A 15,458-nucleotide genomic window follows, 5' to 3' on the forward strand; every position below is an offset into this window, starting at 1 on the left:
CTCGAGAGAGCATGAGGACGCGGCCGCGATCGTCGCGGCCGCGTTTCTGGTCCCGCGGCGGCAGAGCCGCCGGCGGGTCGGGTGAGGAAGACGGGGCAACCCATGAACGGTCAGAATATCCGCATTCGCCTCAAGGCGTTCGATCACCGCGTGCTCGACGCGTCGACCCGCGAGATCGTGTCGACCGCCAAGCGCACGGGCGCGCAGGTTCGTGGGCCCATCCCGCTGCCGACGCGCCTGGAGCGGTTCACGGTGTTGCGCTCGCCGCACATCGACAAGAAGTCGCGCGAGCAGTTCGAGATGCGCACGCACAAGCGTGTCCTCGACATCGTGGACCCCACCCCGCAGACGGTCGACGCGCTCATGAAGCTCGACCTCGCCGCGGGCGTGGACGTGGAGATCAAGCTCTGAGGCCCTCCGGGCTCTCAGGGACAGGCATCAACGCCGAGAGGGAACGCACATGCGCTCAGGCGTCATCGCGCAAAAGATCGGCATGACCCGCGTCTTCACGGACGCCGGAGAGCATGTCCCGGTCACCGTCCTCAAGCTCGACCAGTGCCAGGTCGTGGCTCATCGGACGAAGGACAAGAACGGCTACGTCGCGCTGCAGGTCGGCGCCGGACTCGCCAAGGTTAAGAACGTCTCGAAGGCCGAGCGTGGCCGCTTCGCGGTCGCCAAGGTCGAGCCGAAGCGCAAGCTCGCCGAGTTCCGCGTGTCCGAGGACGCGCTGATCCCGGTCGGCGCCGAGATCACGGCGGACCACTTCGTCCCCGGGCAGTTCGTCGACGTGACGGGCACCTCGAAGGGCAAGGGCTTCGCCGGCGGCATGAAGCGCTGGAACTTCGCGGGCCTGCGCGCCTCGCACGGCGTGTCGGTGTCGCATCGCTCGATCGGGTCGACCGGTGGCCGCCAGGACCCCGGCAAGACGTTCAAGGGCAAGAAGATGCCCGGCCATCTCGGCGTGGAGCGCGTCACGACGCAGAACCTGCGCGTGGTGCAGACCGATCCGGAGCGCGGCCTGATCCTCGTCGAGGGCGCGGTCCCCGGCGGCGACGGCGGCTGGATCTTCGTGCGGGACGCCGTCAAGCGCGCGCTCCCGGCCGACGTGCCGATGCCGGGCAAGTACCGTGAGAACGGGGCCGGCGAGGCGCCGGCCGAGGCCGGCGCCGCACCCGAGGCCCCCGTGGCCCAGACCGAGGAGAACGCGTGATGAAGCTCGCGATCACCACCCTGGACGGCGCCAGCGCCGGCGAGGTCGAGCTCGACGACGCGATCTTCGGTCTCGAGCCCCGCGCCGACATCCTGCAGCGCATGGTCCGCTGGCAGCTCGCCAAGCGCCAGGCGGGGACCCACAAGGTCAAGAACCGCGGCGAGATCGCCCGCACGACCAAGAAGGTCTACCGCCAGAAGGGCACCGGCAACGCCCGCCACGGCTCGGCCCGCGTGGGCCAGTTCCGCGGCGGCGGACGCGCCTTCGGGCCGCTCGTGCGCTCGCACGCCCACGACCTGCCCAAGAAGGTCCGCGCGCTGGCCCTGCGCCACGCGCTGTCCTCGAAGGCGCGCACGGACGCGCTCATCGTCGTCGACGAGATCGTCGCGGCCGAGCCCAAGACGAAGGCGCTCGTCGCGCGCTTCGCCAAGCTCGACCTGACGAACGCGCTGATCATCGGCGGCACGGAGCTCGACGCGAACTTCAAGCTCGCCTCGCGCGCCATCCCCAACATCGACGTTCTGCCGATCCAGGGCATCAACGTCTACGACATCCTGCGCCGCGAGAAGCTCGTGCTGACCAAGGCGGCCGTCTACGCGCTGGAGGAGCGGTTCAAATGAGCATGGATCCACGCCATTACGACGTGATCATCGCTCCCGTGATCACGGAGAAGTCGACCAACCTGTCCGAGCTCAACAAGGTCGTCTTCAAGGTCGCCATGGACGCGACCAAGCCGCAGATCAAGACGGCCGTCGAGAAGCTCTTCGACGTCAAGGTCAAGGCCGTGAACACCTCGGTGCTCAAGGGCAAGACCAAGGTCTTCCGCGGCATCCGCGGCCGCCGCTCGGACGTCAAGAAGGCGATCGTGACCCTCGAGGAGGGGCACTCCATCGACGTCACCACGGGCCTGTGAGGAAGGGATCTCCACAATGGCTTTGAAGCATTTCAAGCCCATCACGCCCGGCCTCCGGCAGCTCGTCATCGTCGACCGGAAGGGCCTCTACAAGGGCAAGCCGGTCAAGGCGCTCACCGAGGGCCTGTCGCAGAAGGGTGGGCGCAACAACACCGGCCGGATCACCGTCCGCTTCCGCGGCGGTGGCCACAAGCGCACGTACCGCGTCGTCGACTTCAAGCGCCGCGCGCGGCTCGGCGAGACGGCCACGGTGGAGCGGATCGAGTACGATCCCAACCGCTCGGCCTACATCGCGCTGATCCGCTACGAGGACGGGACCCAGTCCTACATCCTCGCGCCGCAGCGCCTCTCGGCGGGCGACACGGTCACCGCCGGCGAGAAGGCCGACATCAAGCCGGGCAACGCCCTGCCGCTCGCGTCGATCCCGGTCGGCACGATCGTGCACAACATCGAGCTGAAGATCGGCAAGGGCGGCGCGATGGCGCGCTCGGCGGGCTCCTATGGGCAGATCGTCGGCCGCGACCAGGGCTACGTCTCGATCCGCCTGACCTCGGGCGAGCAGCGTCTCGTTCACGGCCAGTGCTTCGCGACGGTGGGTGCGGTGTCGAACCCGGACCACATGAACACGTCGATGGGCAAGGCCGGCCGCAACCGCTGGCTCGGCCGTCGGCCGCACAACCGCGGCGTCTCGATGAACCCGATCGACCACCCGCACGGCGGCGGCGAAGGCCGCACCTCGGGCGGCCGTCACCCGGTCACCCCGTGGGGCAAGCCCACCAAGGGCCGCAAGACGCGGTCCAACAAGCGGACGGACAAGTTCATCGTCTCGAGCCGCCACGCCCGCAAGAAGAGGTGAGGACAGAGCCATGGCGCGTTCCATCTGGAAGGGCCCGTTCATCGACGGCTACCTTCTCAAGAAGGCCGAGGCGGCCCGCTCGTCCGGCCGAAGCGAGGTGATCAAGATCTGGAGCCGTCGCTCCACGATCCTGCCTCAGTTCGTCGGCCTCACCTTCGGGGTCTACAACGGTCAGAAGCACATTCCCGTCTACGTGACGGAGGAGATGGTGGGCCACAAGTTCGGCGAGTTCTCGCCGACGCGCACCTTCTCCGGCCACGCGGCGGACAAGAAGGCGAGGAGGCGCTGACATGGGCAAGCCCGCTCAAACCCGCTCGCTGCCCGAGAACGAGGCGAAGGCCGTGCTGCGCATGGTCCGCATCAGCCCTCAGAAGCTGAACCTCGTCGCGCAGCTCATCCGGGGCAAGAAGGTCGGCGTCGCGCTCGCGGATCTGGAATTCTCCAAGAAGCGCATCGCGCGCGACGTGAAGAAGTGCCTCGAGAGCGCCATCGCCAACGCCGAGAACAACCACGACCTCGACGTCGACGATCTCGTCGTCAAGGAGGCGTTCGTCGGCAAGGCGCTGGTGATGAAGCGCTTCCACGCCCGCGCCCGCGGCCGTGGCGCGCGCATCATGAAGCCCTTCTCGAACCTGACGATCGTGGTTCGCGAAGACACGGCGCAGGCCTGAGGAGGATACGATGGGTCACAAGGTCAACCCGATCGGGCTGCGTCTGGGCATCAACCGCACCTGGGACAGCCGCTGGTTCGCCGGCAAGGGCGAGTACGCCAAGCTGCTGCACGAGGACATCGCGATCCGCGACGCCCTGATGAAGCAGCTCAAGCAGGCCGCCGTCTCGCGCATCGTCATCGAGCGCCCGCACCGCAAGTGCCGCGTCACCATCCATTCCGCCCGTCCGGGCGTGGTGATCGGCAAGAAGGGCGCGGACATCGAGAAGCTGCGCAAGCTCGTCGGCAAGATGACCAAGGCCGAGGTGACGATCAACATCGTCGAGGTGCGCAAGCCGGAGACGGACGCGACGCTCATCGCCGATTCGATCGCGCAGCAGCTCGAGCGCCGCGTGGCGTTCCGCCGCGCCATGAAGCGCGCCGTGCAGTCGGCCATGCGGCTCGGCGCCGAGGGCATCCGCATCAACTGCGCCGGCCGTCTCGGCGGCGCCGAGATCGCGCGCCTGGAGTGGTACCGCGAGGGCCGCGTCCCGCTGCACACGCTGCGCGCCGACGTCGACTACGGCATCGGCACGGCGTTCACCACCTACGGCACGTGCGGCATCAAGGTCTGGGTGTTCAAGGGCGAGATCCTCGAGCACGACCCGATGGCGCAGGAGCGCCGGATGACCGAGGAAGGCGGCCGCTCCGGCGGCGACCGTGATCGCGATCGTGACCGCGGCCCGCGCCGCGACCGTGACCGTGACCGCGAGCGCGAGAGCGCCTGAGGCGAAGGCAGTTCTGGAGGCACGCCATGTTGCAACCCAAGAAGACCAAGTTCCGCAAGCAGTTCAAGGGGCGCATCCACGGCGTCGCCAAGGGCGGCACGGAGCTGAACTTCGGCCAGTACGGCCTCAAGGCCGTGGAGCCGGAGCGCATCACCGCGCGCCAGATCGAGGCCGCCCGCCGCGCCATCACCCGTCAGATGAAGCGCCAGGGCCGCGTCTGGATCCGCGTGTTCCCGGACGTCCCGGTCACGGCCAAGCCCACCGAGGTGCGCATGGGCAAGGGCAAGGGCTCGCCGGAATACTGGGCGGCCCGGGTCAAGCCCGGCCGCATCATGTTCGAGATCGACGGCGTGCCGGAGGACATCGCGCGCGAGGCCATGCGCCTCGCCGCGGCCAAGCTGCCGATCCGTACGCGCTTCGTCCAGCGCATCGCCGATTGAGGAGGGACGAGATGAAGTCGAGCCAGCGTCTGTCCGACCTGAAGGCGATGACCGGAGATCAGCTGCAGGACGAGCTCCTGAAGCTGAAGAAGGAGCAGTTCAACCTGCGCTTCCAGAAGGCCACGGGACAGCTCGAGAACACCGCGCGCGTGGCGCAGGTCCGCAGGGACATCGCCCGGGTCAAGACGATCCAGCGCCACAAGCAGGCCGCCGCGGCCACCGCCTGAGGATACCAGATCATGCCGAAGCGCGTTTTGCAGGGCGTCGTCGTCAGCGACAAGCAGGACAAGACCATCGTCGTGAAGGTCGAGCGACGCTTCACGCACCCGCTGCTGAAGAAGACCGTCCGCCGCACGAAGAACTACCACGCCCACGACGAGAACAACGTCGCCAAGGTCGGCGACGTGGTCCAGATCGAGGAGACGCGGCCGCTGTCGCGGCTGAAGTGCTGGGCGCTGGTGTCCGAGGGCGCCCAGGGCGAGGCCTCGCAGGGCTGAGTCCCTCTCTTCGAGGCTTGTGCGAGACGGGCGCTTCCTGTATGGGAGCGCCCTTCTCGCGATCATGAGCAGGGGGCGCGAGACCCCCGTCAGAAGTAGTCCGTCCGGGCAATCCCGCCCGTGCCGGAAACCTTTTGAGACAAGGAAAGGATCAAGGCCATGATCCAGATGCAGACGAACCTCGACGTCGCCGACAATTCCGGCGCCCGTCGCGTGATGTGCATCAAGGTCCTGGGCGGCTCGAAGCGGAAGTACGCCTCCGTGGGCGACATCATCGTCGTCTCGGTGAAGGAGGCGATCCCGCGCGGGCGCGTCAAGAAGGGCGACGTGATGAAGGCGGTCGTGGTGCGCACCGCCAAGGACATCCGCCGCGCCGACGGCTCGGTCATCCGCTTCGACAAGAACGCGGCCGTGCTCGTCAACAACAACAAGGAGCCGGTCGGCACGCGCATCTTCGGACCGGTGCCGCGCGAGCTGCGCGCGAAGAACCACATGAAGATCATCTCCCTGGCTCCGGAGGTGCTGTGATGGCGGCGAAGATCAAGAAGGGCGACCAGGTGATCGTTCTCACCGGTCGCGACAAGGGCAAGAGCGGCGAGGTCGTGCGCGTCATGCCCAAGGAGACGCGGGCGCTCGTGCGCGGCATCAATCTCGTCAAGCGCCACCAGCGCCAGACGGCGAGCCAGGAAGGCGGCATCGTCACCAAGGAGGCGCCGCTCCACCTGTCGAACATCGCGGTCAAGGACCCGAAGGACGGCAAGCCCACGCGCGTCGGCTTCAAGTTTCTGGACGACGGGCGCAAGGTCCGCTTCGCCAAGCGCTCGGGAGATCTGATCGATGGCTGAGATGAACGGCTACACGCCCCGGATGAAGGCGCACTACGAAGAGGTGGTGCGCCCGGGCATGATCGAGAAGTTCGGCTACAAGAACCCCATGGAAGTGCCGAGGATCGAGAAGATCGTCATCAACATGGGCGTGGGCGAGTCGACCGCCGATTCGAAGAAGGCGACCACCGCCGCGGCGGACCTCGCGATGATCGCCGGCCAGGCGCCGGTCATCACCCGCGCCCGCAAGGCGATCGCGAGCTTCAAGGTCCGCGAGAACATGCCGCTGGGCTGCAAGGTCACCCTGCGCAAGACGCGGATGTACGAGTTCCTCGACCGCATGGTCACGATCGCGCTGCCGCGCGTGCGCGACTTCCGCGGCCTGAACCCGAAGTCGTTCGACGGCAACGGCAACTTCGCGATGGGCATCAAGGAGCACATCGTGTTCCCCGAGATCAACTACGACCGTGTCGAGCAGATCTGGGGCATGGACGTCATCGTCACGACGACGGCCAAGACCGACGAGGAAGCGCGCGAGCTGCTGCGTTTCTTCAATTTCCCGTTCCGGCAGTGAGGCTGCAGGGCCTCAGACGCGGAAACCGGAGAGGAATTCATGGCTAAGAAGTCCCATATCGAGAAGAACAAGCGCCGCCAGCGGATGGTCAAGCAGTGGGCCGGCCGCCGCGAGCGCCTGAAGGCGATCGCCAACGACGAGTCGGTGTCGATGGAGGAGCGCTTCGAGGCGCGCCTCAAGCTCGCCGAGATCCCCCGCAACGCCAACCCGACGCGCGTCCGCAATCGGTGCGAGGTCACCGGTCGGCCGCGGGCCTACTACCGCAAGCTGGGCATGTCGCGCATCGCGCTCCGCGAGCTCGGCTCGCGGGGCCTGATCCCCGGCCTGGTCAAGTCGAGCTGGTAAGGAGGACGCATCATGGCGATCAACGATCCGCTCGGCGACATGCTGACCCGCATCCGCAATGCGCAGCTGCGCCGGCGTCCCACCGTGGGCACCCCCGGCTCGAAGCTGCGCGCGCGGGTTCTCGACGTGCTCAAGTCCGAGGGCTACATCCGCGACTACTCGGTGGCGGAGTTCGGCAACGGCCGGACCGAGTTCTCGATCGAGCTCAAGTATTACGACGGCGCGCCGGTCATCAAGACCATCGAGCGCGTGTCGAAGCCCGGCCGCCGGGTGTACATGTCCATCGACACGATGCCGCGCTACGCCGACGGCCTCGGGACGGTGATCCTGTCCACCTCGCGCGGCGTGATGGCCGACCACGAGGCCCGCGAGGCCAACGTGGGCGGCGAAGTGCTCTGCCGCGTCTTCTGACGCGCGGGCGATCTCGGAACCGAAGGAGAGCGACATGTCTCGCGTAGGCAAGAAGCCGGTCCCGGTCCCGCAGGGCGTCACCGCGTCCGTGGACGGTCAGACCGTGAAGATGAAGGGGTCGAAGGGCGAGCTCGCCTTCGTCGTCCCCGAGGAAGTGTCGGTCGCGATGCAGGACGGCTCGGTCGCCGTCCAGCCCCGCGACACGACGAAGGACGCGCGCTCCAAGTGGGGTCTCTCGCGCGCCATGATCGCGAACATCGCGACGGGCGTGTCGAAGGGCTTCGAGCGCAAGCTCGAGATCAACGGCGTCGGCTACCGTGCCGCGGTGCAGGGCAAGACGCTCAAGCTCGCGCTCGGCTACAGCCACGACGTCGATTTCGACATCCCGGCCGACATCACCATCGTGACGCCCAAGCCCACCGAGATCGTGATCTCGGGGATCGACAAGCAGCGCGTCGGCCAGGTGGCGGCGGTCATTCGCGGCTATCGCGGCCCCGAGCCCTACAAGGGCAAGGGCGTGAAGTACGCCGACGAGACGATCTTCCGCAAGGAAGGCAAGAAGAAGTAAGGACGCGAGCCATGGCGAAGAACCTCGATGCCGTCGCGCGCCGCAAGGCCCGCGTCCGCAAGGCCATCAAGTCGGTGGCCAACGGGCGTCCGCGCCTGTCGGTCTTCCGCTCGTCGAAGCAGATCTACGCTCAGATCATCGACGATGCGAAGGGCCACACGCTGGCGTCCGCGTCCTCCCTCGAGAAGGACATGCGCGAGAAGCTGAAGACCGGCGCGGACCGCGCCGCGGCGGCGGAGATCGGCAAGCTCGTCGCCGAGCGCGCCAAGGCGGCCGGCGTGACCAAGGTCGTCTTCGACCGCTCGGGCTACATCTACCACGGCCGGGTCAAGGCGCTGGCGGACGCCGCGCGCGAGGGCGGGCTGGAATTCTGATCGCGATGGGCGTATAGCCCGGCGATCGATCGAGACGGCGCGCGCGGGAGGGCCTCCGGCCCGGCCCGCGCGGAGCCATGACGGCGGCAAGCAACAAGGGGAGGGGGCGCGTGCGCGCTCCCGGGCGGGCGGGTATCCTCCCGGCGCCGATCCCCGGCAGCGAGCGGGAGCCGCCGCCCGCGTCAGTGAGAGAGACATGGCGAGAGAGAGAGACAGGCAGGATCGCGAGGAGCGCGACAGCGAGTTCGTCGACCGCCTCGTGCACATCAACCGCGTCGCCAAGGTGGTGAAGGGCGGCCGGCGCTTCGGCTTCGCCGCCCTCGTCGTCGTCGGCGACCAGAAGGGCCGCGTCGGCTTCGGCCACGGCAAGGCCCGCGAGGTGCCGGAGGCGATCCGCAAGGCGACCGAGGCCGCCAAGCGCGGGCTCGTGCGCGTGCCGCTGCGCGAGGGCCGCACGCTCCACCACGACGTCGCGGGCCGCCACGGCGCCGGCAAGGTCGTGATGCGCGCGGCGCCCGCGGGTACCGGCATCATCGCCGGCGGCCCGATGCGCGCGGTGTTCGAGGCGCTCGGCGTCCAGGACGTGGTGTCGAAGTCGCTGGGGTCGTCGAACCCCTACAACCTCGTGCGCGCGACCTTCGACGCGCTCAAGTCCGAGGACAGCCCGCGCTCCGTCGCGGCGCGCCGCGGAATCAAGGTCTCGGCCCTGCAGGCCCGCCGTCCCGGCGGCGGCGCCGACGTCGGCGCCGAAGGCTGAGGGAGGGCGACATGGCTGACAAGACCATCACCGTCGAGCAGATCGGCTCGCCCATCCGCCGCGAGGCCCGCCAGCGCCAGACGCTGATCGGGCTCGGGCTCAACAAGCTGCACCGGAAGCGCACCCTTCCCGACACCCCCGAGGTCCAGGGGATGATCACGAAGGTCAAGCATCTCGTGCGCGTCGTCGACGAGACCTGAGGAGGCGCGCGTCATGAAGCTGAACGAACTTCGCGACAATCCGGGAGCGGTCAAGGAGCGCATGCGCGTCGGCCGCGGCATCGGGTCGGGCAAGGGCAAGACCGCCGGGCGCGGCGTCAAGGGCCAGAAGGCCCGCTCCGGCGTCCGCATCAAGGGCTTCGAGGGCGGCCAGATGCCGATCTATCGGCGCCTGCCCAAGCGGGGCTTCAACAACCCCAACGCCCGCGACCTGAACGAGGTCAACCTCGGTCGCATCCAGCAGGCCGTCGACGCGGGCAGGCTCGCGACCGACGCGCCCGTGACGGTCGAGGCGCTCGTCGCCGCGGGCGTCTGCTCGCGGGTGCGCGACGGTGTGAAGATCCTCGGCGTCGGCGATCTCACCGCCAAGCTCGCCTTCGAGGTGACCGGCGCGTCCAAGTCGGCGCGCGAGGCCATCGAGAAGGCCGGCGGCAGCGTGAAGATCCTCGACGAGGCCGTTGCGCAGGCATGAGCCTGATCCCATCTTGACGACTGCGAGCGGCGGCCCGTGCGCGCGAGCGTGCGTGGCCGCCGTTTCGTCTCGACCAACCGAAGACGACGACCGACGGCGCGCCTCGAGGAGGGGACGATGGCCTCAGCAGCCGAGCAGCTTGCTGCGAATTTGAATTTCGGGGCGCTGGCGCGCGCCGAGGAACTGAAGAAGCGTATCTGGTTCACGCTGGGCGCGCTGATCATCTATCGGCTGGGCACCTACATCCCCCTGCCGGGCATCGACCCGGAAGCGCTGGCGCAGTCCTTCGAGGCGGCGGCCGGCGGCGTCTTGGGCATGTTCAACATGTTCGCGGGCGGCGCGGTGGAGCGCATGGCGATCTTCGCGCTCAACATCATGCCCTACATCTCGGCCTCGATCATCATCCAGCTGCTCACCGCGGTGAGCCCGACGCTGGAGGCCCTCAAGAAGGAGGGCGAGAGCGGCCGCAAGGTCATCAACCAGTACACGCGCTACCTCACCCTCGTCCTCGCCGTGTTCCAGTCCTGGGGCATCGCCGTCGGGCTTTCGGCGTCGGGGGGCATCGTGGTGAATCCCGGGCCGTTCTTCATCGTCACGACGGTGATCACGCTCACCGGCGGCACCATGTTCCTGATGTGGCTGGGCGAGCAGATCACCTCGCGCGGCATCGGCAACGGCATCTCGCTGATCATCTTCGCGGGCATCGTCGCGCACCTGCCGCAGGCGACCGCGGGGCTGCTCGAGCTCGGGCGCCAGGGGGCGATCTCGACCGCCTTCATCATCGGCGTCATCGTCATGGCGGCGGGCATCATCTACTTCGTCGTGTTCATGGAGCGCGCCCAGCGCCGGCTGCTGATCAGCTACCCGAAGCGCCAGGTCGGCAACCGGATGTACGACGGGCAGACCTCGTTCCTGCCGCTCAAGCTCAACACCGCCGGCGTGATCCCGCCGATCTTCGCCTCCTCGCTGCTGCTCCTGCCGACCACGGTGGCGAGCTTCTCGGCGGCGCAGGGCGGGGACGGGATCCTCAACACGATCGCGATCTATCTCGGTCACGGCCGCCCGGCCTTCATGATCCTCTACGCCTCGCTGATCATCTTCTTCGCCTTCTTCTACACGGCCATCGTGTTCAACCCGGCGGAGACGGCGGACAATCTCAAGAAGCACGGCGGCTTCATCCCCGGCATCCGCCCGGGCGAGCGGACGGCGGACCATATCGACTACGTGCTCACCCGGATCACCGTGATCGGGGCGCTCTACCTCACCGTGGTTTGCCTGATACCCGAATTTCTCATTTCCTACGCGGCGTTGCCGTTCTATCTCGGTGGAACGTCGCTGCTCATCGTGGTGACGGTGACGATGGATACGGTCGCGCAGGTGCACGGGCATCTGCTCGCCCACCAATACGAAGGCCTCGTCAAGAAGGCGAAGCTCAAGGGCGCGCGGCGCGGCCGCTGAGGCCGCACGGCCAGCGCGCACGGTGCCGGCCACGGCGCCGCGGATCGAGGGAACGCGGAGGGGGACAGGGATGAGGCTGATCTTCTTGGGACCGCCGGGCGCCGGCAAGGGCACGCAGGCCGCACGCGTCTCCGAGCGTTGGGGCATCCCCCAGCTCTCGACGGGCGACATGCTGCGCGCCGCGGTCGCGGCGGGCACGCCCGTGGGGCGCGAGGCCAAGGCGATCATGGATTCGGGCGCCCTCGTCCCCGACGCGGTCGTGGTCGGCATCGTCGCCGATCGGATCGAGGAGCCCGACGCCCGCAACGGCTTCATCCTCGACGGCTTCCCGCGCACGGTGGCGCAGGCCGACGCGCTCGACGCGATGCTCGCCTCCAAGGGCATGGCGCTCGACACCGTGGTCGAGTTCGTGGTCGACGAGGCGATCCTCGTCGAGCGCATCGCCACCCGCGCCCGGGAGACCGAGGCGCGCGGCGAGCCGGTGCGCAAGGACGACAATCCCGAGGTCTTCAAGACGCGGCTCGAGGCCTACCGCCAGCAGACGGCGCCGCTCTCGGCGCACTACGCGGGCAAGGGCATGCTCGACCGCATCGACGGCATGCAGCCGATCGACGCGGTGGCCGAGCAGCTCGTGGCGCTGCTGAGGACGTACGAGAGCTGATTTCGCGAGGGACGCCTTGACGCGCCGCACGCGGCCGTGTATGCGCGCCTCTTCCCAGGTCGACGGGCGGTCCCGGCGGGCTTCGCGAGAAGCCGTCCGGGGCTTTGCGCGCTTCGACCGTCGGCCCGCGAGGGCCCACACCGCGCAGGGGCCGGACTCCACCGGACGCGCGACACGACAACCCGCCGCCGCCCTCCCGGGCGCGCGGCCGACATGGAGACGAGACGTGGCCCGTATCGCAGGCGTCAACATTCCGACCAACAAGCGCGTCGTCATCGCGCTGCAGTACATTCACGGCATCGGGGCCAAGAAGGCTCAGGAGATCTGCGACAAGGTCTCGATCCCGGCCGAGCGCCGCGTGAACGAGCTCACCGACGCGGAGGTCCTCCAGGTCCGCGAGGCCATCGACCGCGACTACGTGGTCGAGGGCGACCTGCGCCGCGAGGTGTCGATGAACATCAAGCGCCTGATGGATCTGGGCGTCTATCGCGGCCTGCGCCATCGCCGGAACCTGCCGGTCCGCGGCCAGCGCACGCACACCAACGCCCGCACCCGCAAGGGCAAGTCGAAGCCGATCGCCGGCAAGAAGAAGTGATCTCGGGCGGCGCCCGTCGCCGCCCCCATCCCGAGCGCCTGGCATTACGGGCGCGCCAGAAGGACACGATAAGAGATGGCAAAGGACACCACCCGCGTTCGTCGCCGCGAGCGCAAGAACATCGTCTCGGGCGTCGCGCACGTGAACGCGTCGTTCAACAACACGATGATCACCATCACCGACGCGCAGGGCAACACGATCTCGTGGTCGTCGGCGGGCATGATGGGCTTCAAGGGCTCGCGCAAGTCGACCCCCTACGCGGCCCAGGTCGCCGCCGAGGATGCCGCCCGCAAGGCCGCCGAGCACGGCATGCGCACCCTCGAGGTCGAGGTTTCCGGCCCCGGCTCGGGCCGCGAGTCGGCGCTGCGCGCCCTCCAGGCGGCGGGCTTCACCGTCACCTCCATCCGCGACGTCACGCCGATCCCGCACAACGGCTGCCGTCCGCGCAAGCGTCGCCGCGTCTGACGCCGCACCGCCCGCGCGCCGCGCGTGCCACGCCCCGCTCGCGGGCCGGCGCGGCGCGCATCGATCGGTTCGGCGCGCCGCGCGCCTTTCCGCCATGCCCGTCTCACGAGAGGTGAGGTCGTGATCCAGAAGAATTGGCAAGAGCTGATCAAGCCGAACAAGCTGCAGGTCAGTGCCGGCGACGATCCCAAGCGCGTCGCCACCGTCGTCGCCGAGCCCCTCGAGCGCGGCTTCGGCACCACCTTCGGCAACGCGCTGCGGCGCGTGCTCCTGTCCTCGCTCCAGGGCGCCGCGGTCACCGCCGTCCAGATCGACGGCGTGCTGCACGAGTTCTCGTCGATCCCGGGCGTCCGCGAGGACGTGACGGACATCGTCCTGAACATCAAGGCGATCGCCATCCGCATGCAGGGCGACGGCCCCAAGCGCATGACGCTGCGCAAGACGGGCCCCGGCCTCGTCACCGCGGGCGACATCAACACGGTGGGCGACGTCGAGATCCTCAACCCGGACCTCGTCCTGTGCACCCTCGACGAGGGCGCCGAGATCCGGATGGAGTTCACGGTCAACACCGGCAAGGGCTACGTCTCCGCGGACCGCAACCGTCCCGAGGACGCGCCGATCGGCCTCATCCCGGTCGATGCGCTGTACTCGCCGGTGCGCAAGGTCTCCTATCGCGTCGAGAACACCCGCGAGGGCCAGATCCTCGACTACGACAAGCTCACGATGACGGTCGAGACCGACGGCTCGCTGACTCCGGACGACGCGCTCGCCTATGCGGCGCGCATCATCCAGGACCAGCTCGCCATCTTCGTGAACTTCGAGGAGCCGCGCAAGGACGAGCCTGCCTCCGTCTCGCCGCAGCTGCCCTTCCCGCCGGGCCTGCTCAAGAAGGTGGACGAGCTCGAGCTCTCGGTGCGCTCGGCGAACTGCCTGAAGAACGACAACATCGTGTACATCGGCGATCTGATCCAGAAGACGGAAGCCGAGATGCTGCGCACGCCGAACTTCGGCCGCAAGTCCTTGAACGAGATCAAGGAAGTGCTCGCCGGCATGGGCCTGCACCTGGGCATGGAAGTGCCGGGCTGGCCGCCGGAGAACATCGACGATCTCGCCAAGCGCTTCGAGGAGCACTACTGAGATCGCCGCCTGAGAGACCCGTGCTCCCGCCGGCCGGCGGGGGCGCCTTCACGAACGAACACGATCGGCCGTTCCTTGGCACGGCGGCCGGCAACGAAGGAGAGCCACCATGCGTCACGGATTCCGCGGTCGTCGCTTCAACCGCACCCCCGAGCATCGCAAGGCGATGTTCAAGAACCTCGCCCAGGCCCTGATCAAGCACGAGCAGATCGTCACGACGCTGCCGAAGGCGAAGGACCTGCGTCCCGTCGTCGAGAAGCTGATCACGCTCGGCAAGCGCGGCGACCTGCACGCCCGCCGCCAGGCGATCGCCCGCATCCAGGACGAGACGCTCGTCAAGAAGCTCTTCGACGTGCTCGGGCCCCGCTACAAGGACCGCCAGGGCGGCTACACCCGCGTCCTCAAGGCCGGCTTCCGTTACGGCGACAACGCCCCGATGGCGGTGATCGAGTTCGTCGATCGCGATCCGGACGCGAAGGGCAAGGATTCGGGTCCCTCCGCCGAGGCGGACGAGGCCGAGGCCGCCTGAGGCCGATCCGGCGCCGTATTCGGCGCCACTCCATCGAATCGCGAAAGGGCGGTCCCAGCGGGGCCGCCCTTTCGCATGTCCGGCCGCGATGCGCGGGCGGCAACGTCCGTGGCGCGGATATGAGACTGCTGTCCGGGTCGACCCGGACAGCGGTCCTCGCACGCCGCGACGAGACACTCCAGCCGGCCGTGCCGTCGATCGCGGCGCACTCCTTCGCCGGGTCGGGCTCGCGCGCGCCGTGGGCGCCTCGTCAAGGGACCGGATGGTAGAAGCACGGCCGCGCGCGGGCCTGCCAGGTCGTGCCGCCGCGGGCGGTCGGCACCACGGACTTGTCGGCGGCGCCGGCCCAGATCGACCAGTTCGCGCCGTGGACGGCGCTCACCTGGCTCGCCCAGACCGCCTGCGCGGCGGCGGCGCTCGGGCCCTGCGCCGTCATGGGAGCGGTCTTGCAGGTGCCGGGCTGAGTGGCGGGGGCGCGCAGCTGGAGCTGCGCGTCGGACGGGCTCGTGCCGATGCCCACGAGGGCACCGAGCGAGAGGGCGGCGAGGGCGGCGATGACGAAGGTCTTGCGCATGGTCGTAGGTCTCCCGTGTGTCGAGGCCGAGCCGCGCTCTCGCGGCCGGCGGGGCGCCGATCGCGCCCTTGCACGAGGTTCGTCGCGGGAGGCGCGCGAGAGGTTCGATGGAAGCGGGAGGTTTCTGCACGAGCCGGCTCGCC

Annotated in this window: 28 protein-coding genes; 27 read left to right on the forward strand and 1 reads right to left on the reverse strand. The window is 68.7% G+C overall.

The window, feature by feature from the left end; translation table 11 throughout:
• The first annotated feature begins 102 nt into the window (after window positions 1-102).
• From rpsJ to rplQ, 27 genes are all read left to right on the forward strand, one after another.
• A complete protein-coding gene (gene rpsJ, locus AB9M23_RS17520) occupies window positions 103-411 on the forward strand; it encodes a 30S ribosomal protein S10 (protein WP_029031924.1) in 309 nt (102 codons plus the stop codon).
• Window positions 412-460: 49 nt separating this feature from the next.
• The gene (rplC, locus tag AB9M23_RS17525; protein ID WP_372425869.1) at window positions 461-1,210 is read left to right on the forward strand and encodes a 50S ribosomal protein L3; all 750 of its coding nucleotides are present in this window, start codon (window positions 461-463) and stop codon (window positions 1,208-1,210) included.
• Window positions 1,210-1,830 (forward strand): 50S ribosomal protein L4, encoded by a 621-nt coding sequence (gene rplD, locus AB9M23_RS17530; RefSeq protein ID WP_372425870.1) that lies wholly within the window; start codon window positions 1,210-1,212, stop codon window positions 1,828-1,830. The genes rplC and rplD overlap by 1 nt, the downstream gene beginning before the upstream one ends.
• Window positions 1,827-2,123, forward strand: a complete 297-nt coding sequence (locus AB9M23_RS17535) for a 50S ribosomal protein L23 (RefSeq protein ID WP_372425871.1) — start codon at window positions 1,827-1,829, stop codon at window positions 2,121-2,123. The genes rplD and AB9M23_RS17535 overlap by 4 nt, the downstream gene beginning before the upstream one ends.
• A 16-nt stretch (window positions 2,124-2,139) precedes the next feature.
• On the forward strand, window positions 2,140-2,979 hold the full coding sequence (rplB, locus tag AB9M23_RS17540; protein WP_372425872.1) for a 50S ribosomal protein L2: 840 nt from the start codon (window positions 2,140-2,142) through the stop codon (window positions 2,977-2,979).
• 10 nt (window positions 2,980-2,989) lie between these two features.
• Window positions 2,990-3,268 carry a 30S ribosomal protein S19 gene (rpsS, locus tag AB9M23_RS17545; RefSeq protein WP_029031929.1) on the forward strand — a complete coding sequence of 93 codons (279 nt, stop codon included), beginning with the start codon at window positions 2,990-2,992 and terminating at the stop codon, window positions 3,266-3,268.
• Window position 3,269: 1 nt separating this feature from the next.
• Window positions 3,270-3,650, forward strand: coding sequence for a 50S ribosomal protein L22 (gene rplV / locus AB9M23_RS17550; RefSeq protein ID WP_372425873.1), 381 nt, complete (start codon window positions 3,270-3,272; stop codon window positions 3,648-3,650).
• Window positions 3,651-3,660: 10 nt separating this feature from the next.
• Complete coding sequence (gene rpsC, locus AB9M23_RS17555) at window positions 3,661-4,416, forward strand: 30S ribosomal protein S3 (protein ID WP_372425874.1); 756 nt, start codon at window positions 3,661-3,663, stop codon at window positions 4,414-4,416.
• A 26-nt stretch (window positions 4,417-4,442) separates the two neighbouring features.
• Complete coding sequence (rplP, locus tag AB9M23_RS17560) at window positions 4,443-4,856, forward strand: 50S ribosomal protein L16 (protein ID WP_372425875.1); 414 nt, start codon at window positions 4,443-4,445, stop codon at window positions 4,854-4,856.
• Between the two features lie 11 nt (window positions 4,857-4,867).
• Complete coding sequence (gene rpmC / locus AB9M23_RS17565) at window positions 4,868-5,083, forward strand: 50S ribosomal protein L29 (protein WP_029031933.1); 216 nt, start codon at window positions 4,868-4,870, stop codon at window positions 5,081-5,083.
• A gap of 12 nt (window positions 5,084-5,095) precedes the next feature.
• A complete protein-coding gene (gene rpsQ, locus AB9M23_RS17570) occupies window positions 5,096-5,353 on the forward strand; it encodes a 30S ribosomal protein S17 (RefSeq protein ID WP_372425876.1) in 258 nt (85 codons plus the stop codon).
• A gap of 159 nt (window positions 5,354-5,512) precedes the next feature.
• A complete protein-coding gene (rplN, locus tag AB9M23_RS17575; RefSeq protein WP_029031935.1) occupies window positions 5,513-5,881 on the forward strand; it encodes a 50S ribosomal protein L14 in 369 nt (122 codons plus the stop codon).
• Window positions 5,881-6,198, forward strand: coding sequence for a 50S ribosomal protein L24 (gene rplX / locus AB9M23_RS17580; RefSeq protein ID WP_372425877.1), 318 nt, complete (start codon window positions 5,881-5,883; stop codon window positions 6,196-6,198). Before rplN ends, rplX begins: the two co-directional genes overlap by 1 nt.
• A complete protein-coding gene (rplE, locus tag AB9M23_RS17585) occupies window positions 6,191-6,751 on the forward strand; it encodes a 50S ribosomal protein L5 (protein ID WP_372425878.1) in 561 nt (186 codons plus the stop codon). Before rplX ends, rplE begins: the two co-directional genes overlap by 8 nt.
• Before the next feature lie 39 nt (window positions 6,752-6,790).
• Window positions 6,791-7,096: a 30S ribosomal protein S14 gene (gene rpsN, locus AB9M23_RS17590; RefSeq protein ID WP_372425879.1), complete on the forward strand. Its 306-nt coding sequence runs from the start codon at window positions 6,791-6,793 to the stop codon at window positions 7,094-7,096.
• A gap of 12 nt (window positions 7,097-7,108) precedes the next feature.
• Entirely contained in the window at window positions 7,109-7,507 is a 399-nt protein-coding gene (rpsH, locus tag AB9M23_RS17595; RefSeq protein ID WP_372425881.1) for a 30S ribosomal protein S8, read from the forward strand.
• 34 nt (window positions 7,508-7,541) lie between these two features.
• Window positions 7,542-8,075, forward strand: a complete 534-nt coding sequence (gene rplF / locus AB9M23_RS17600) for a 50S ribosomal protein L6 (RefSeq protein WP_372425882.1) — start codon at window positions 7,542-7,544, stop codon at window positions 8,073-8,075.
• A gap of 11 nt (window positions 8,076-8,086) precedes the next feature.
• Entirely contained in the window at window positions 8,087-8,449 is a 363-nt protein-coding gene (rplR, locus tag AB9M23_RS17605; RefSeq protein ID WP_372425883.1) for a 50S ribosomal protein L18, read from the forward strand.
• Between the two features lie 196 nt (window positions 8,450-8,645).
• On the forward strand, window positions 8,646-9,206 hold the full coding sequence (gene rpsE, locus AB9M23_RS17610) for a 30S ribosomal protein S5 (protein WP_372425884.1): 561 nt from the start codon (window positions 8,646-8,648) through the stop codon (window positions 9,204-9,206).
• A gap of 11 nt (window positions 9,207-9,217) precedes the next feature.
• Window positions 9,218-9,406: a 50S ribosomal protein L30 gene (gene rpmD / locus AB9M23_RS17615; protein WP_029031943.1), complete on the forward strand. Its 189-nt coding sequence runs from the start codon at window positions 9,218-9,220 to the stop codon at window positions 9,404-9,406.
• Between the two features lie 13 nt (window positions 9,407-9,419).
• Window positions 9,420-9,896 carry a 50S ribosomal protein L15 gene (rplO, locus tag AB9M23_RS17620; protein ID WP_372425885.1) on the forward strand — a complete coding sequence of 159 codons (477 nt, stop codon included), beginning with the start codon at window positions 9,420-9,422 and terminating at the stop codon, window positions 9,894-9,896.
• 117 nt (window positions 9,897-10,013) lie between these two features.
• On the forward strand, window positions 10,014-11,354 hold the full coding sequence (secY, locus tag AB9M23_RS17625; RefSeq protein WP_372425886.1) for a preprotein translocase subunit SecY: 1,341 nt from the start codon (window positions 10,014-10,016) through the stop codon (window positions 11,352-11,354).
• Between the two features lie 70 nt (window positions 11,355-11,424).
• Window positions 11,425-12,015: an adenylate kinase gene (locus AB9M23_RS17630; RefSeq protein WP_372425888.1), complete on the forward strand. Its 591-nt coding sequence runs from the start codon at window positions 11,425-11,427 to the stop codon at window positions 12,013-12,015.
• Between the two features lie 226 nt (window positions 12,016-12,241).
• A complete protein-coding gene (rpsM, locus tag AB9M23_RS17635; protein WP_372425889.1) occupies window positions 12,242-12,610 on the forward strand; it encodes a 30S ribosomal protein S13 in 369 nt (122 codons plus the stop codon).
• A 75-nt stretch (window positions 12,611-12,685) separates the two neighbouring features.
• Window positions 12,686-13,075, forward strand: a complete 390-nt coding sequence (rpsK, locus tag AB9M23_RS17640) for a 30S ribosomal protein S11 (protein ID WP_029031948.1) — start codon at window positions 12,686-12,688, stop codon at window positions 13,073-13,075.
• Window positions 13,076-13,195: 120 nt separating this feature from the next.
• Window positions 13,196-14,212: a DNA-directed RNA polymerase subunit alpha gene (locus AB9M23_RS17645; RefSeq protein ID WP_372425890.1), complete on the forward strand. Its 1,017-nt coding sequence runs from the start codon at window positions 13,196-13,198 to the stop codon at window positions 14,210-14,212.
• Window positions 14,213-14,321: 109 nt separating this feature from the next.
• Entirely contained in the window at window positions 14,322-14,741 is a 420-nt protein-coding gene (gene rplQ, locus AB9M23_RS17650; RefSeq protein WP_372425891.1) for a 50S ribosomal protein L17, read from the forward strand.
• Between the two features lie 250 nt (window positions 14,742-14,991).
• Here the strand turns inward: rplQ and AB9M23_RS17655 are convergent, their stop codons facing one another.
• A complete protein-coding gene (locus tag AB9M23_RS17655) occupies window positions 14,992-15,315 on the reverse strand; it encodes a hypothetical protein (protein WP_372425892.1) in 324 nt (107 codons plus the stop codon).
• Window positions 15,316-15,458 lie beyond the last annotated feature (143 nt).

The organism is Salinarimonas chemoclinalis, from assembly GCF_041514305.1.
In the GTDB taxonomy this organism is placed as follows: domain Bacteria; phylum Pseudomonadota; class Alphaproteobacteria; order Rhizobiales; family Beijerinckiaceae; genus Salinarimonas; species Salinarimonas chemoclinalis.

Excerpts from the sequence above, each read along its gene's own strand:
- rpsN (WP_372425879.1), top strand. The coding sequence starts at position 6,791 with ATGGCTAAGAAGTCCCATATCGAGAAGAACAAGCGCCGCCAGCGGATG.
- rpsC (WP_372425874.1), top strand. The coding sequence starts at position 3,661 with ATGGGTCACAAGGTCAACCCGATCGGGCTGCGTCTGGGCATCAACCGC.
- AB9M23_RS17655 (WP_372425892.1), bottom strand. The coding sequence starts at position 15,315 with ATGCGCAAGACCTTCGTCATCGCCGCCCTCGCCGCCCTCTCGCTCGGT.
- rpmC (WP_029031933.1), top strand. The coding sequence starts at position 4,868 with ATGAAGTCGAGCCAGCGTCTGTCCGACCTGAAGGCGATGACCGGAGAT.
- rplE (WP_372425878.1), top strand. The coding sequence starts at position 6,191 with ATGGCTGAGATGAACGGCTACACGCCCCGGATGAAGGCGCACTACGAA.
- AB9M23_RS17630 (WP_372425888.1), top strand. The coding sequence starts at position 11,425 with ATGAGGCTGATCTTCTTGGGACCGCCGGGCGCCGGCAAGGGCACGCAG.
- rplV (WP_372425873.1), top strand. The coding sequence starts at position 3,270 with ATGGGCAAGCCCGCTCAAACCCGCTCGCTGCCCGAGAACGAGGCGAAG.
- rpsQ (WP_372425876.1), top strand. The coding sequence starts at position 5,096 with ATGCCGAAGCGCGTTTTGCAGGGCGTCGTCGTCAGCGACAAGCAGGAC.
- rplP (WP_372425875.1), top strand. The coding sequence starts at position 4,443 with ATGTTGCAACCCAAGAAGACCAAGTTCCGCAAGCAGTTCAAGGGGCGC.
- rpsH (WP_372425881.1), top strand. The coding sequence starts at position 7,109 with ATGGCGATCAACGATCCGCTCGGCGACATGCTGACCCGCATCCGCAAT.
- rpsJ (WP_029031924.1), top strand. The coding sequence starts at position 103 with ATGAACGGTCAGAATATCCGCATTCGCCTCAAGGCGTTCGATCACCGC.
- rplF (WP_372425882.1), top strand. The coding sequence starts at position 7,542 with ATGTCTCGCGTAGGCAAGAAGCCGGTCCCGGTCCCGCAGGGCGTCACC.
- rplB (WP_372425872.1), top strand. The coding sequence starts at position 2,140 with ATGGCTTTGAAGCATTTCAAGCCCATCACGCCCGGCCTCCGGCAGCTC.
- rpsE (WP_372425884.1), top strand. The coding sequence starts at position 8,646 with ATGGCGAGAGAGAGAGACAGGCAGGATCGCGAGGAGCGCGACAGCGAG.
- secY (WP_372425886.1), top strand. The coding sequence starts at position 10,014 with ATGGCCTCAGCAGCCGAGCAGCTTGCTGCGAATTTGAATTTCGGGGCG.
- rplD (WP_372425870.1), top strand. The coding sequence starts at position 1,210 with ATGAAGCTCGCGATCACCACCCTGGACGGCGCCAGCGCCGGCGAGGTC.
- rpmD (WP_029031943.1), top strand. The coding sequence starts at position 9,218 with ATGGCTGACAAGACCATCACCGTCGAGCAGATCGGCTCGCCCATCCGC.
- rpsS (WP_029031929.1), top strand. The coding sequence starts at position 2,990 with ATGGCGCGTTCCATCTGGAAGGGCCCGTTCATCGACGGCTACCTTCTC.
- rplN (WP_029031935.1), top strand. The coding sequence starts at position 5,513 with ATGATCCAGATGCAGACGAACCTCGACGTCGCCGACAATTCCGGCGCC.
- rplC (WP_372425869.1), top strand. The coding sequence starts at position 461 with ATGCGCTCAGGCGTCATCGCGCAAAAGATCGGCATGACCCGCGTCTTC.
- rplX (WP_372425877.1), top strand. The coding sequence starts at position 5,881 with ATGGCGGCGAAGATCAAGAAGGGCGACCAGGTGATCGTTCTCACCGGT.
- rplR (WP_372425883.1), top strand. The coding sequence starts at position 8,087 with ATGGCGAAGAACCTCGATGCCGTCGCGCGCCGCAAGGCCCGCGTCCGC.
- rpsK (WP_029031948.1), top strand. The coding sequence starts at position 12,686 with ATGGCAAAGGACACCACCCGCGTTCGTCGCCGCGAGCGCAAGAACATC.
- rplO (WP_372425885.1), top strand. The coding sequence starts at position 9,420 with ATGAAGCTGAACGAACTTCGCGACAATCCGGGAGCGGTCAAGGAGCGC.
- rplQ (WP_372425891.1), top strand. The coding sequence starts at position 14,322 with ATGCGTCACGGATTCCGCGGTCGTCGCTTCAACCGCACCCCCGAGCAT.
- AB9M23_RS17535 (WP_372425871.1), top strand. The coding sequence starts at position 1,827 with ATGAGCATGGATCCACGCCATTACGACGTGATCATCGCTCCCGTGATC.